Source organism: Streptomyces sp. NPDC085937 (assembly GCF_044540535.1).
GTDB lineage: Bacteria > Actinomycetota > Actinomycetes > Streptomycetales > Streptomycetaceae > Streptomyces.
The window spans coordinates 392,370-405,777 of sequence record NZ_JBITSH010000002.1; the positions used below are offsets into that span (position 1 = coordinate 392,370).

Genomic DNA, 13,408 nt, shown 5'->3' on the forward strand with positions numbered 1-13,408 from the left:
GGTGGTGGGGTGGTGGGGGAGGGTGTTTCAGGAGCGGCGCGGGCGGGTGGTCACGGCGCGTCCTCGGTGACGCCGAGCGCCTTCAGCAGCCGGGAGCGGTACGCGCCGTGGGAATGCGGGCCCTCGCGGTCGATCGCCAGGTCGAGCCCGATCCGGCCGTCCTCCAGCACCAGCACGCGGTCCGCGAGGGCGATGGCCTCGTCCACGTCGTGCGTGACCAGCAGCACCGACGGCCGGTGCCGCTCCCACAGCTGCCGCAGCAGTGCGTGCATCTTGATCCGGGTCAGCGCGTCCAGCGCCCCGAACGGCTCGTCCGCGAGCAGCAGTTCCGGCTCGCGCACCAGGGACCGGGCCAGGGCGGCCCGTTGCTGCTCGCCGCCCGACAGCTCGCTCGGCCAGGCGCGTTCCCGGCCGCCCAGACCGACCTCGGCGAGGGCGGCCCGGCCGCGCTCCTCGGCGTCCTTGCCGTCCAGGCCCAGCAGCACGTTGGGCAGCACCCGGCGCCAGGGCAGCAGCCGGGAGTCCTGGAAGACCACCGACACCCGCCCGGGTGCGGTCAGTGTGCCGCTGCCCGCCACCCCGTGGTCGATGCCCGCGATCGCGCGGAGCAAGGTGCTCTTGCCGGAGCCGCTGTGCCCGAGCAGCGCGGTGAACTGCCCGGCGGGCAGGTCGAGGTCGACGCCGTCGAGCACCGTGCGGCCCTCGAAGGACCGGGTGAGGCCGCGCAGCCGCACGGCCGGCCGAGTCAGCTGCTCAGTGTGCGGCGCCATGACAGCACCCTCCGTTCGATCGCGCGGACGGCGGTGTCGGAGACCAGGCCGAAGAGGCCGTAGACGACGAGACCGACGAGGATGACGTCCGTCTGGCCGTAGTTCTGCGCCTGGAACATCATGTAGCCGAGTCCGCTGGTGGCGTTGATCTGTTCGAGGACGACCAGGCCCAGCCAGGACCCGGTCACGCCGAGCCGCAGCCCGACGAAGAAGCCGGGCAGGGCGCCGGGCACGACGACCTGCCGGACGAAGGCGAACCGGGACAGGCCCTGCACCTCCGCCAGCTCCACGAACCGGTGGTCGATGCCGGACAGCGCGGAGTGGGTGTTCAGATAGATCGGGATGTAGACGACGATGGCGATGATCGCGATCTTGAAGGTCTCGCCGATGCCCAGCCAGAGGATGAACAGCGGGATCAGGCCGAGCGTCGGCACCGCGCGGTTGAGCTGCACGCTCCCGTCGATCAGTGCCTCGCCGGTCCGGCTCAGCCCGGACGCCAGGGCGAGCACGATGCCCCCGGTCAGACCGATCGCGAACCCGGCGCCCGCGCGCCGCAGCGAGGTGAGGACGTCGTTCGCCAGGGTGCCGTCGCTCCACAGCCGGACCCCGGTCTCCACCACCGTCCAGGGCGCGGGGATCGCCCCGGGGTCCAGCCGGCCGGCGGCGGAAGCGGCGGCCCACAGCAGCAGCACCAGCAGCGGGCCGGCGAGGCGGGTGGCGGGCAGCCGCCGGCCCGGGGACAGCCGCCGTCGTCGCCGTACCTGGTGTTCCTCCTCCTCGACGGCGGTGGGCGGGGCGGGTGCGGGTGTGGTCGTGGTCATGGCGGTCACCTCCGGTACTCCTGGGGCACGGCCTTCGCCGCGAGGGACTCGAAGCGCCGGTCGAAGAGGCCGTTGACGTCGAACTTCTTCACGTAGCCGCCCTCCGCGAGCAGATCGGCGGTCTCCTGCTCCCATGCGATCGCCTCGTCCCAACTCGGGGGGAACAGGGGCTTGTTGGCCAGTGCGGTGATGGACTCGGCCTGGTCGAGGGTGAGGTTCTGCGTCTTGACGTAGTACTCCCGGTTCCATTCGTCGGGGTGCTCGTACTGCCACACCGCGCCCTTGGCCCAGTACGGGACGTACGCGGCGACCGCGGCCGCCTTCGCCCGGTCGGCGAGCACCTCGGCCGGCGCCCACAGCAGGTTGAGCAGGTCCACCACCTCGGTGGGGATGGTGCGGGCGCCCTTCGCGCCGTACTGCTTCAGATAGGCGGGTGCCTGGCTGTTGCCGAGCGGGGCGATGTCCACCTGCCCGGACTGCAGGGCGGTGAGGAACTGGTTGCTGGTCAGCGGGACCAGCTCGGCCTCGTCCTGCTTCAGGCCGGCCTCCTTGAGGGCGCGAAGCAGCACCACGCCCTGCGCCTGGCCCTGGGAGAAGGCGAGCCGCCTGCCCTTGAAGTCGGCGACGGTGCGGATGTCGCTGCCGGGCTTCGTGGCGAAGAGGTAGTTGGGCTTGCGGGTGATGTTGATGGCGACGATCCGCGCGTCGAAGCCCTGGTAGAAGGCCTGGATCGGCGGGATGCCCGCGTTGTTGGCGAGGTCCAGGGACTTGGCGCGGAAGGCGTTGATGACGTCCGGGCCGGCCCCGATGTTCAGCCAGTCGGCCACCTCGAAGGGCAGGTCGTCGAGGCCGGCCAGCTTCAGCTGGATCTGCTGGAAGTTCTCGAACGATGAGATCTTCAGACGGGTGCCGGGCGGGACCTTCCTGGCGAGCGGGGCCTTCAGCGACGCCTCGTCGGCCACGGCCCCGGCCTCGGCGCAGCCGCTCAGTCCGGCGGCAGCGGCGGTGACGCCGAGCAGGGAGGTCAGGAAGAGCCGCCGGTCGAGGCCGGGCGCGGGCGGTGCGGGCATGAGGAAACTCCAGAGGACGCGGAAAGGCGCACAGGGGGGTGCGCGGGACAGAAAGGCAGGCGGAACGACCGGGCGGAAAAGGCCCGGAAAAGAATCACGCAGGAAAGGGGGGACGGCGCGGACGACCGCGCGTCAACGCGTCAGCAACAGAGGGTGCGACAGCTCATGACCAGCATGTTCCTGTTCCCTGAGGGGGAGTGTCAATATTCCGAGTTTCTGAATTAAATACGCTCTGGTGACACGCTCAGCGGGTCCCGGTAGAGGACGTCGAGAGCGACCGATCCGGCCGCCGTGGACAGTACGGAATCCGGGAAACTCGTCGGCGTCACCGTCGCCGCCCGCGCCGGGTCCAGCTCGCCGCGCAGCGCCGCGAGACAGTCCGGCCGGTGGATGACACCGATCTCGGTGACCACCACGCTCTCCGGATTGAGGACGTCCGTCAGCAGCCGCACCGCGCGCCCCGTCATGCGGGCCCGCTCCCGCAGGAGCCGCCCGGCCACCGGATGCCCGGCCGCCGCCGCGTCGACCACGTGCCGAGGGTCGCGTCCGTCGCTGACCCCGGCCTCCCTGGCCCGCCGGCCCAGCGTGCGCTCGCTCAACTCGGCCTGGAGGCAGCCGAACCGGCCGCAGGCGCAGGGCTCTAGGCCGCCCGCCAGCGGGAGATGGGCGATCGCCCCGGCCTGCGAACGCGGCCCGTGGTGCACCTCGTCATGGGTGGCGAACGCCGCGTCGACGATGTTGCCGGCGAACAGGTGCAGCACGCTGCGGCTGTCCCGCGCCGCCCGCCCGAACATCCGCTCCGCGTCCACCAGCGCCCGCGCGTGCCCGTCCACATGGACCGGCAGCCCGGTGCGGGCCCGCAGCACCTCCCGCGCGGGGACGTCGCGCCAGCCCAGCAGCGGATGGTCGACGACGGTGCCCGCCTCACGGTCCACCCAGCCGCCGGCGGCGAAGCCGACGCCCAGCGGCCGCCGCTCCGGCACCCGCCGGAAGAGGTCCGCGAGACCCTCGGCGGCCCGCTCCAGCACCCGCGCCGGGTCGGTGTCCGGGTGCGGCAGCCGCCGTTCGGCGAGCACCCGCCCGCGCAGGTCGAGCAGCGCCACCGTGGTGTGCGGCAGTGCGACGTGCACGCCGCCCACCACCAGCCGCGAGCGGTCCACGTCGAGCGGCAGGTGCGGCCGCCCGACACCACCCGAGCGGCGGGGCGCCGCGGCCTCCCGGACCAGTCCCAGCCCCACCAGACGGGCACAGTGGTCGGTCACGGAGGCCGGCGAGAGCCCGGTGAGCCGCGCGATCGTGCTGCGCGCCACCGGCCCGTGCTCCAGCACGCAGCGCAGCACCGTGCGGGCACTGGTCCGCCGCCGGTCGGGATCGGCGGCACGCGCCGAGGGAGAGGGGGAAGGGGAGGGGGGTGCCACGGTACGAAGCATGGGGAACTTCCTCGGGGAACGGGTCCGACACTGCGCCGTCGTACGGGAGTCGAGGCGCGTCGGATCCGCTCCGCCGGCCTCGTCAGAGGAGGCGACAGGCGGTGGCGCCCACGCGTCGCAGATCGACGTGGCGACGCGAGGTGAAGTTCCGGGACTGGGCGACCATGGATCGAAGCTAGCAAACCGGCTCGCCCGCTGCCCAGACGGTGACCGACGGGCGAGACGGCCGGTGCGAACTCCGGTACCGGCGTTGGTGGATCCCTACAGCCACCGCTCCGCCCGGCCGTGTCGGCGACACCACGTCACCTCAGTGACCGGGGTCACCTCCACCGGGGTGTCGCTGCGTTTCTTTGTCCGGAGCCCACCAACTCCCCGTTCGACCCTTTGTCGAGCGCTGCTGGTGATCGGCACGGGGGCGCCGGTATAGCGTCGCCGTGTTCCCACTTGCCCTCACCCCGGGGAGTCCCCATGAGCACCGCCACCGTCACCTCCGCCCGGCCCGGACAGGTCCTCGCCGACCTGGTCCCCGCCTCCCGCGTCCGGGACGCGGCCCTCGTGCTCGGCGGTGCCGCGTTCACCGGCCTCGCCGCCCAGATCGCGGTGCCCGTCCCCGGCTCCCCGGTGCCGGTGACCGGACAGACCTTCGCGGCGCTCCTCGTCGGCACCACCCTCGGCGCCCGCCGCGGCTTCGTCTCCCTCGCGGTCTACGCGCTGGTGGGCATGGCCGGTGTCCCGTGGTTCGCGGAGGGCATGTCCGGGATGGGCATGCCGTCCTTCGGCTACATCCTCGGCATGCTGCTGGCGTCCGTGGTCGTGGGCGCGCTCGCCCGCCGCGGCGCCGACCGCTCCGCCTGGCGCACGGCCGGCACCATGGTGCTCGGCTCGGCGGTCGTCTACGCCGTCGGCGTGCCCTACCTCGCCCTGGCCACCGGCATGTCGGCCTCCGCGGCGATCGCGGCCGGCCTGACGCCGTTCCTCATCGGTGACGCGCTCAAGGCGGCGCTCGCCATGGGCCTGCTGCCCACCGCCTGGAAGCTCGTCGACAAGCGCTGACGACCGGCACTCACGCCGAAGGGCTCGGCGCGCGCTGTGACAGCGCCCGCCGAGCCCTTCCGTCGTGTCGGGGAGGCGGGATCAGCCCGCCCGCACCTCGTCGCGGTCCGGGGCGGCGGCCCGCCGTCCGGCCAGCCGGTGCCGGACCAGGGAGATCGCCAGCACCACCGCCGCGACCAGCATCGTCAGCAGCATCGTGGTCCGGCCGTCGTGCTCGGTGTCGGTCAGCATGTAGCCGAGCACGAACACGATGAACGCGATGCTCACCCAGGTCAGGTACGGGTACAGCCACATCCGCACGACCAGCTTCTCCGGCGCCTCCGCCTGGATGATCTTCCGCATGCGCAGCTGCGAGAAGCAGATCACCAGCCACACGAACAGCGCGACCGCGCCGGAGGAGTTGACGAGGAAGAGGAAGACGGAGTCGGGGAACTTGTAGTTGAAGAAGACGGCGACGAAGCCGAACACGACCGACACGAGGATCGCGGCCCGCGGCACGCCCCGGTGGGTGGTCCGGGCGAACGCCTTCGGCGCGTCCCCGCGCTGACCGAGCGAGAAGGCCATCCGGGAGGCCGTGTACAGCCCGGAGTTGAGGCAGGAGAGCACCGACGTCAGCACGATGAAGTTCATGATCTGGCCGGCGTGCGCGATGCCGAGCGAGTCCAGCGCGGCGACGTACGAACCGTCCTTCGCGATCGCCTCGCTGTCCCAGGGCAGCAGACACACCACGACGAGGATCGAGCCGAGGTAGAAGACGCCGATCCGCCAGATGATGCTGTTGGTGGCCTTGGTGACGGCCCGCTGCGGGTCCTCCGACTCGCCGGCCGCCAGGGTGGCGATCTCGCTGCCCATGAAGGAGAACACCACGAGCAGGATGCCGGTGAGGACGGCGCCCGCGCCGTTCGGCAGGAAGCCGCCGTGCGCGGTCAGGTTGGACAGGCCCGCCTGGTCGCTGTCGGCGCCGGGCAGCACTCCGAAGACGGCCAGCCCGCCGACGACGATGAACGCGCCGATGGCGACGACCTTGATGCCGGCGAACCAGAACTCGAACTCGCCGTAGGAGCCGACCGACACCAGGTTCGTCGCGGTCAGCACCACCATCACGATGAGCGCCCAGCCCCACTGCGGGACGGCGGGTATCCACCCTTCGAGGATGGCGGCGCCCGCGGTCGCCTCCACGGCGAGCACGACGACCCAGAAGAACCAGTACAGCCAGCCGATGGTGAACCCGGCCCACGGCCCGAGGGCCCGGTCGGCGTGCGCGGAGAAGGACCCGGAGGCCGGGTTCGCCGCGGACATCTCGCCCAGCATCCGCATCACCAGCACCACGAGCGTGCCGACGAGGGCGTAGGACAGGAGGATGCCGGGGCCGGTGGTGGCGATGCCGGTGCTGGACCCGACGAACAGGCCCGCGCCGATCACGCCGCCGATGGCGATCATCGACAAATGCCGGTTCTTGAGCCCGGCCTGGAGACCGGAACCCGTGGGCGGGCCTCCGGGGCCCTCGGGGCCGTCCCCGGCCTTGGTGAGGGTCGGCTGCGAAGTCATGTGGGGGTCTTCCTTTGCGCCGGTAGAGCGGTACCCGTACGAGCGGTGCACGAGCTGAACCAGTGAAACGGAGGCCTACTTACACAGGAACCTTTGATTTCCAATCTTTACCCGAGCTTTTCCTGAGGTCCTGTGGATTGGCTCACACTTTTCACACGGCCCACCCCGCGCCGCTTCCCCGCCGGGGCCGTGTCACACTCGACGCATGCGCGTGTATCTCGGCTCCGACCATGCGGGCTACGAACTGAAGAACCACCTCGTCGAGTGGCTCAAGGAGGCGGGACATGAGCCCGTCGACTGCGGCCCGCACCTCTACGACGCCCAGGACGACTACCCGCCGTTCTGCCTCCGCGCCGCGGAGCGGACCGCCGCGGACCCCGGCTCCCTCGGCATCGTGATCGGCGGCTCCGGCAACGGCGAGCAGATCGCCGCCAACAAGGTCAAGGGCGTACGGGCCGCCCTGGCGTGGAGCGAGCAGACCGCCGCGCTGGGCCGCGAGCACAACGACGCCAACGTGGTCGCGGTGGGCGCACGCATGCACTCCGAGGACGAGGCGACGAAGTTCGTCGAGATCTTCCTCAACACCCCGTTCTCGGGTGACGAGCGCCACATCCGCCGGATCGACATGCTCACCTCCTACGAGACCACCGGCGACCTCCCCCCGATCCCGGCCCACCACCCCCAGCAGTAACGACCGGACCGAACAGCAGCGGAGCGAGGGGGGAGCCGTGCCCGAGGGCCACACCATCCACCGGCTGGCCAAGGACTACGCCGAGGCCTTCCCGGCGGGCACCCCCCTGCGCGTCACCAGCCCCCAGGGCAAGTTCAGCGACGCCGCCGCCCTCCTCGACCGCACCCCGCTGCACACCACCGACGCCCACGGCAAGCACCTCTTCCTGGGCTTCGGCGACCCCGGACGCGGCGAGTGGGTCCACATCCACCTCGGCCTCTTCGGCAAGGTCACCTTCGGCCCGGCCCCCGCCCCGCCGCCCACCGACACCGTGCGGCTGCGCCTCGCCGGCCCCACCGGGTACGTCGACCTGCGCGGCCCCACCACCTGCGCCCTGATCACGGAACCCGAGAAGCGGGCGATACACGACCGACTCGGCCCCGACCCGCTCCGCGCCGACGCGGACCCCGAACGCGCCTACCGCAGGATCAGCCGCAGCCGCACCACGATCGCCGCGCTCCTCATGGACCAGAAGGTCGTCGCGGGCGTCGGCAACGTCTACCGCGCCGAAGTCCTCTTCCGGCACGGCATCGACCCCTACCGGGCCGGCAAGGACCTCACCCGCGCGCAGTGGGACGCGATCTGGGCCGACCTGGCCGCGCTGATGCGCGAGGGCGTCCGCAACAACCGCATCGACACCGTCCGCCCCGAGCACACCCCCGAGGCGATGGGCCGCCCGCCGCGCGTCGACGACCACGGCGGCGAGGTGTACGTCTACCGCAGGGCGAACCGGCCCTGCCACATCTGTGGCGGCGAGATCCGCACCGCCGACCTCGCCGCCCGCAACCTCTTCTGGTGCCCCGGCTGCCAGCGCCCCTGACCCCGGGCACCCCGCGCCGGGCGCTGCCCCTGACCCCGGGCGCCCGCGCCGCGGCGCCCCGGGGTGGAACCTGTGCGGTGGCCAGGGCGCCCGGGACCGGCAGCCGCGCGGCGCGCGGCGAGCGGGCTCAGAAGCCGTGCGGCATCCACGGCGCCGGCTCGCTGCCGAAGGCGAGGGACGCCTCGGCCAGCGCACCGCCGCGCAGCTCACGCACCCGCCCGGCCGCGGCGAGCGCCGTCAGGCTCACCCCGCCCAGATACGCGGCACCCAGCTCCCGCGCCGACAGCGCGAGGTCGGCCGCGTCCCGGGTCGGCTCGCAGGACGCCCCCTTGGCGTCCCCGCTCAGCCGCCAGCGCCCCGCGTTCCAGGGACAGAAGGCGTCCTCCACCTCCAGCACCACGTCCACCGGCGCCCGGTAGGTACGCGCCGCCAGCGCCGCCCCGACCTCCACCGGCCGCACGAACAGCGCGTCCCGGCGGGACGGGCGGCAGCGCCGTATGTCCGACACCAGGTACTGCCAGCCCTCGTCCACCGGCCGCCCCCGCGCCACCAGCGACGACGTCAGGTCGAGGCCGAACAGGAAGCGCCACAGCGCCGCGCCCGCCGCCGGATCCAGCGCCTCCAGGGCACTGAGCACCACCTGGCCGTCGGGACCCGCCGCACTCCAGGACGGCTTCACCCGGTACCGCGCGTACCCGACGGCCTCCCCGTCGCGCTCGGCGACCACGCACTGCAGCGGCGACGCGCCGTCCCGGTCGCTCTCCGGGTCGAGCAGCCCGACCCGCTCCCAGCCGGGCCGCCGCGCCAGCATCCCGGGACGGCCGGGCACCAGGCGGGCGTAGACCTCCTCGCAGGCGTCCAGCACCTCGGCGGGGCCGGCGTACCGCACCCGTACGTCATCCGTACCGTCCGGCACGGTCAGACCCACGCGCGTGGTGTCGATCTCCGCGTCCAGCTGGAAGGTGGCGGCTCCGTAGCCGAACCGGCCGTAGATCGCCGGCTCCGACGCGCAGAGCACCGCCAGCGGCTCGCCCCAGGAGCGGACGTCGTCCAGCTGCCGCCGCATCATCGACGTCAGCACCCCGCGCCGCCGGTGCGTGGCCGCCACGCTCACCATCGTGACGCCCGCGGCCGGCACCGAGGCCCCGCCGGGCACCGTCAGCCGGAACGAGAACGCGCCCGCGGTCCCCACGCACCGCTCACCGTCCCAGGCGGCCACGAAACGGTCGAACTCGGTGAGGGACCGCCACATCTCGCGTTCCTCGTCCGACTCCGGCAGCCCCCCGAAGGCGCGCAGCAGGTTGTCGTACGCGGTGTCCCACTCGTCCGGCCGCAGGGCCCGGAGCTCGGGCGCGCCGCCCGTCGAATCGTTCGCCATGGAGGCATGCCTACCAGGGCCCCATGATCCGGGCGAGGCAATTTCCGCCGGGCGGCCCCGGGAAGGCCCCGCGTGAAGTTCACTGTGAGTTCCGTCCCCGTCCGGGGGGACAACCAGGACCTCCCGTGCCAAGTGGCCGGTTGGATGGATAGGGTCCCGAACTGATGGCAGCAGGACGACAGCGGCGCGCGGAAGCCGGCACGTTCACGGCCCGGTTGAACAAGCAGTGGCACCGGGTCCGCGTCGGCGTGCGCCGGGCCGCCGTGGACTACTTCCGCGGCGACGGCTCGGACTGGATCGCGCTCGCCGGGCTGTTGCTCACCATTCCGCTGATCGCCGCCGGGACGCTCGCCAACTCCGTGTGGTGCTCGCCCGCCGCGCTGTGCGTCCCGGTCGTCGCCGGCGGCCTGCTGCTGCGCCCGGCCAGTCTGCTCGGCCTGTACGCGGCGGCGGCGACCGCGCTGATCGTGGAGGCCGTGCAACTCGGCCCGTACACCGAGGGAGTGGCCCGGGTCACCCCGGGCGTGGTCCTGGTCGTCGCGGCCTGCGGCTTCTTCGGGCTGCTCGTCGCCCAGTTCCGCAGCCGGGTCGGCGTGCCCTGGCGGCGCGGCGGCACCATGCTGTTCGACCTGCGTGAACGCATCCGGGTGCAGAGCAAGCTGCCGAAGCTGCCGACCGGCTGGCACCGGGAGATGGCGCTGCGCCCGGCCGGCGGCCAGTCCTTCTCCGGCGACTTCGTGGTCGCGGCCCGCACCAACGGGGGGCGCACCCTGGAGGTCGTCCTCACCGACGTCTCCGGCAAAGGCATGGACGCCGGTTCGCGCGCCCTGCTGCTGTCCGGCGCCTTCGGCGGGCTGCTCGGGAGCCTGCCCCCGCACGACTTCCTCCCGGCCGCCAACGGCTATCTGCTGCGCCAGGACTGGGACGAGGGCTTCGCCACCTCCATCCACCTGGTGCTGGACCTGGACTCCGGTGACTACGAGCTCTACTCCGCCGGACACCCGCCGGGCCTGCAGCTCAGCGCGGGCAGCGGCCGCTGGGAGGAGAAGGCCGCCGACGGCCCGCTGCTCGGTGTGTACGACGGCGCCCAGTTCCACCCGGTCAAGGGTTCCCTGCGCCCCGGTGACGTGCTGATGCTGTTCACGGACGGCCTGGTGGAGACCTCCGACCGGGACATGGTCGAGGGCATCGACCGACTCACCGGCGAGGCCGACCGCTATGTCGCCGGCGGGTTCCACGGCGCCGCCTGGCATCTGATCGAGGCCGTCGCCAAGGACGTCAACGACGACCGTGCGCTGCTGCTGATCTGCCGCGAGGGCCCCACCGCGGCAGCCGCCCGCTGAGCCTGGCCGGACACACCGGTCGTTCGCGGACGGGCGCACGGGTCGCTCGGGGCCGGGCACACCGGTCATTTGCGGACGGGCACACCGTTCCTGTGCCGCGGGGCACACTGGTCGCGTGAACCGGACACCGATCATGGACCTGACCGAGGTGGAGGCCACCGCCCGCGCCGCGCACGCCGGCCAGACCGACAAGGCGGGCCGCCCCTACGCCGAGCACCTCCAGGCGGTCGCCGAGGGCGTACGGCGGCGCGGCGGCGACGAGGAGCAGATCGCGGCGGCCTGGCTGCACGATGCCGTGGAGGACGACAAGCTCAGCCGCGCGTGGCTGGAGAGGGCCTCGCTCACCCGGCGCACCAAGGACATCGTCCTCGCCGTGACCAAGCGGTCCGGCGAGCCGCCCGAGGACTACGCGGCCCGCGTCCTGGCCACCCCGGGCGCGCTGCTGGTGAAGCAGGCGGACCTGGCGCACAACGCCGACCCGGCCCGCCTCGCGGTCCTCGACGAGGCCACCCGGACCCGGCTGACCGCCAAGTACACGCGGATGCGCGCCCTTCTGGGCCTGGACGCGGGCCCGGACACGGGAACCTAGACGGAGACCTTCTCGCCGGAGGTGCGCCCTTCGGCGGGCCGGGGCTGCTCGCGCACACGGGCGGCCTCGCCCGAGTCCCGTCGGAACGCCCAGTCCATACGCGGCTCCACAACGCAGTGCAGCACCCGCTGCACCGGCCGCGTGCACATCAGCGTGACGGCCGCGGCCGCGAAGAGGGTGAGGCCCAGCAAGCCGATCGGCTCCTGCAGGACCGGCTGGGCGAAGAAGCCCGTGTACCCGCCGGCCTTCACGAGGAAGGCGTGCAGCAGGTAGCCGTAGATCGTGCCCGCGCCGAGAGTGGTGAACCACATGTGACGGCGTGGCACCCAGGCGAGGAAGCAGATCGTCATGGCGAGCGAGCAGGCGAGGGTGGCGAGCGTCATGATGGGGCCCACCCACCACACGGCGTCCAGTTGCTCGGCGGCCTCGCTGTGGTAGAGCCAGCCGACTTGCATGTACGGCATCGTCCACCAGGCCGTGACCACCGCTGCCAGGAACACGGGAACGGACAGCACGCGCACCGAGCGGCGCTTGACCATCTGGAAGTGCTCGGGCCGCAGCGTCAGACCGAGCACGAAGAAGGGGAGGAACTGCAGTACCCGCTGCAGCTCCAGGTCGGAGCCGATCTGCGGCGACACCGAGCCCAGCGCGGCCAGAACGAGCGATACGGGAATCGGGTGACGGATCACACGCCACAGCGGTGTGGTCAGCCGCCACACGAACAGCGCGCACAGGAACCAGAGGTGGTACGTGGGGTCCATCAAGGACACGGCGTGGTCCGGCTGGTCGTTGGCGTAGCGCTCGAACAGCGAGTAGGCGGTCTCGAAGACCACGTAGGGGACGACGACTCCGGTGATCAGCCGCTGGACGTGCTTGGGGCGCAGGTCGAAGCTGCGGGAGAAGTAGCCGGAGATGAGGATGAATGCCGGCATGTGGAACGTGTAGACGAGCCGGTAGGCGGTCTCGACCGGCCCGTCGTCCAGAACCTGCCCCCAGGTGTGGCCGAGTGCAACCAGCACGATCGCCAGGTACTTGGCGTTGTCGAAGAAGGCGTCGCGCTGTTTGCCGCCCGGCTCGGACCGAGCGGCCTTCTGGGGACCGGCGCGCGAGGCCGGCGGTTCGTCGGCCGGTGTTTGCGCAGGAGGAAGCGGCGTCGGGCTGTTGCCGTACGGTCGCTGCGAGTTCGTCACTGACCCTCCCGGCGGAATCGAGGGGAGGCGATCGGGGAGCTCGCTGCGCTTGCGGGGGACGAGGCAGCATGGAACATCTCAGGCACCCTAGCGGCGTCCTCGGAATCCGTAAAACGCTCGATGTCATTCCTGGTTATCCGGTGCGTGTACCCCGGATTCGGGGAGATGTGCGTCCCGTCGGCGTGTTGCGCGGTGTGGAAGCAACGTCCGTGGCGGCAATCACAGGGCGGTTGACCTTGTCCGGATTTACCGGATTAATGAGGTCATGGAGACCGTCGGACGCCTTGCCGGTTTGTCTCGTTCGCACTTGATGTTCCCTCGGGCGGCACGCCTGCGATGAGGTCGGTGAATGATCAGGAGCGGCTGCGAACGTGATGTGTGGGCATGGGAAAGAAGTGGTCGCGGCGTCAGGTGGTGCATATTCCGTGACGCGCTTCAATTCCCCGAGTTGGCGCCTTCTCGAATTGTCGTACGAAGAACGCGACTTGGGTGTGAAGCCCCTGGGCGCGCCGCGGCCGGCCCGGCGCGGAGGTGTCGGCGGCGGGACCGCGGTGCGGACGATGTGTCAGCCGCCGGTTAGGCAAGGCTTGTTGGTGGCACGATGGTTCTGGCGGGGTGCGCGGGGATGCGTCGCCCGGGCCGGCGAAGCCGAACCGACCAAGGGTG

The 13,408-nt window shown here is 72.0% G+C and carries 12 protein-coding genes; 5 read left to right on the forward strand and 7 right to left on the reverse strand.

From position 1 onward, the window contains the following. Nucleotides 1-50: 50 nt before the first annotated feature. From ACIF8S_RS05275 to ACIF8S_RS05290, 4 genes are all read right to left on the reverse strand, one after another. Complete coding sequence (locus ACIF8S_RS05275; RefSeq protein WP_399997434.1) at nucleotides 51-770, reverse strand: ABC transporter ATP-binding protein; 720 nt, start codon at nucleotides 768-770, stop codon at nucleotides 51-53. Further along, nucleotides 746-1,591, reverse strand: a complete 846-nt coding sequence (locus ACIF8S_RS05280) for an ABC transporter permease (RefSeq protein WP_399997435.1) — start codon at nucleotides 1,589-1,591, stop codon at nucleotides 746-748. The genes ACIF8S_RS05275 and ACIF8S_RS05280 overlap by 25 nt, the downstream gene beginning before the upstream one ends. 5 nt (nucleotides 1,592-1,596) lie before the next feature. Then, nucleotides 1,597-2,661, reverse strand: coding sequence for an ABC transporter substrate-binding protein (locus tag ACIF8S_RS05285; RefSeq protein ID WP_399997436.1), 1,065 nt, complete (start codon nucleotides 2,659-2,661; stop codon nucleotides 1,597-1,599). A gap of 221 nt (nucleotides 2,662-2,882) precedes the next feature. Next, a complete protein-coding gene (locus ACIF8S_RS05290; RefSeq protein ID WP_399997437.1) occupies nucleotides 2,883-4,091 on the reverse strand; it encodes an ROK family protein in 1,209 nt (402 codons plus the stop codon). 468 nt (nucleotides 4,092-4,559) lie between these two features. Between ACIF8S_RS05290 and ACIF8S_RS05295 the strand changes: the two genes are divergently transcribed. Then, complete coding sequence (locus tag ACIF8S_RS05295) at nucleotides 4,560-5,144, forward strand: biotin transporter BioY (protein ID WP_399997438.1); 585 nt, start codon at nucleotides 4,560-4,562, stop codon at nucleotides 5,142-5,144. 81 nt (nucleotides 5,145-5,225) lie between these two features. Here ACIF8S_RS05295 and ACIF8S_RS05300 read toward each other — a convergent pair whose 3' ends face one another. Continuing rightward, entirely contained in the window at nucleotides 5,226-6,692 is a 1,467-nt protein-coding gene (locus ACIF8S_RS05300) for an amino acid permease (RefSeq protein ID WP_399997439.1), read from the reverse strand. A gap of 205 nt (nucleotides 6,693-6,897) precedes the next feature. On the opposite strand from ACIF8S_RS05300, the gene ACIF8S_RS05305 reads away from it, so the two are divergent. Together ACIF8S_RS05305 and ACIF8S_RS05310 are read left to right on the forward strand one after the other, a co-directional pair. Then, nucleotides 6,898-7,383, forward strand: coding sequence for a ribose-5-phosphate isomerase (locus tag ACIF8S_RS05305; RefSeq protein ID WP_399997441.1), 486 nt, complete (start codon nucleotides 6,898-6,900; stop codon nucleotides 7,381-7,383). A gap of 37 nt (nucleotides 7,384-7,420) precedes the next feature. Further along, nucleotides 7,421-8,242: an Fpg/Nei family DNA glycosylase gene (locus ACIF8S_RS05310; protein WP_399997442.1), complete on the forward strand. Its 822-nt coding sequence runs from the start codon at nucleotides 7,421-7,423 to the stop codon at nucleotides 8,240-8,242. A 127-nt stretch (nucleotides 8,243-8,369) separates the two neighbouring features. On the opposite strand, the gene ACIF8S_RS05315 is transcribed toward ACIF8S_RS05310, so the two are convergent. Continuing rightward, nucleotides 8,370-9,620: a GNAT family N-acetyltransferase gene (locus tag ACIF8S_RS05315; protein WP_399997444.1), complete on the reverse strand. Its 1,251-nt coding sequence runs from the start codon at nucleotides 9,618-9,620 to the stop codon at nucleotides 8,370-8,372. 164 nt (nucleotides 9,621-9,784) lie between these two features. On the opposite strand from ACIF8S_RS05315, the gene ACIF8S_RS05320 reads away from it, so the two are divergent. Together ACIF8S_RS05320 and ACIF8S_RS05325 are read left to right on the forward strand one after the other, a co-directional pair. After that, nucleotides 9,785-10,963: a PP2C family protein-serine/threonine phosphatase gene (locus ACIF8S_RS05320; RefSeq protein WP_399997445.1), complete on the forward strand. Its 1,179-nt coding sequence runs from the start codon at nucleotides 9,785-9,787 to the stop codon at nucleotides 10,961-10,963. Nucleotides 10,964-11,096: 133 nt separating this feature from the next. After that, the gene (locus ACIF8S_RS05325; protein WP_399997798.1) at nucleotides 11,097-11,552 is read left to right on the forward strand and encodes an HD domain-containing protein; all 456 of its coding nucleotides are present in this window, start codon (nucleotides 11,097-11,099) and stop codon (nucleotides 11,550-11,552) included. On the opposite strand, the gene ACIF8S_RS05330 is transcribed toward ACIF8S_RS05325, so the two are convergent. Further along, nucleotides 11,549-12,742 carry an acyltransferase family protein gene (locus ACIF8S_RS05330; RefSeq protein WP_399997446.1) on the reverse strand — a complete coding sequence of 398 codons (1,194 nt, stop codon included), beginning with the start codon at nucleotides 12,740-12,742 and terminating at the stop codon, nucleotides 11,549-11,551. The genes ACIF8S_RS05325 and ACIF8S_RS05330 overlap by 4 nt on opposite strands. Between the last annotated feature and the right edge of the window lie 666 nt (nucleotides 12,743-13,408).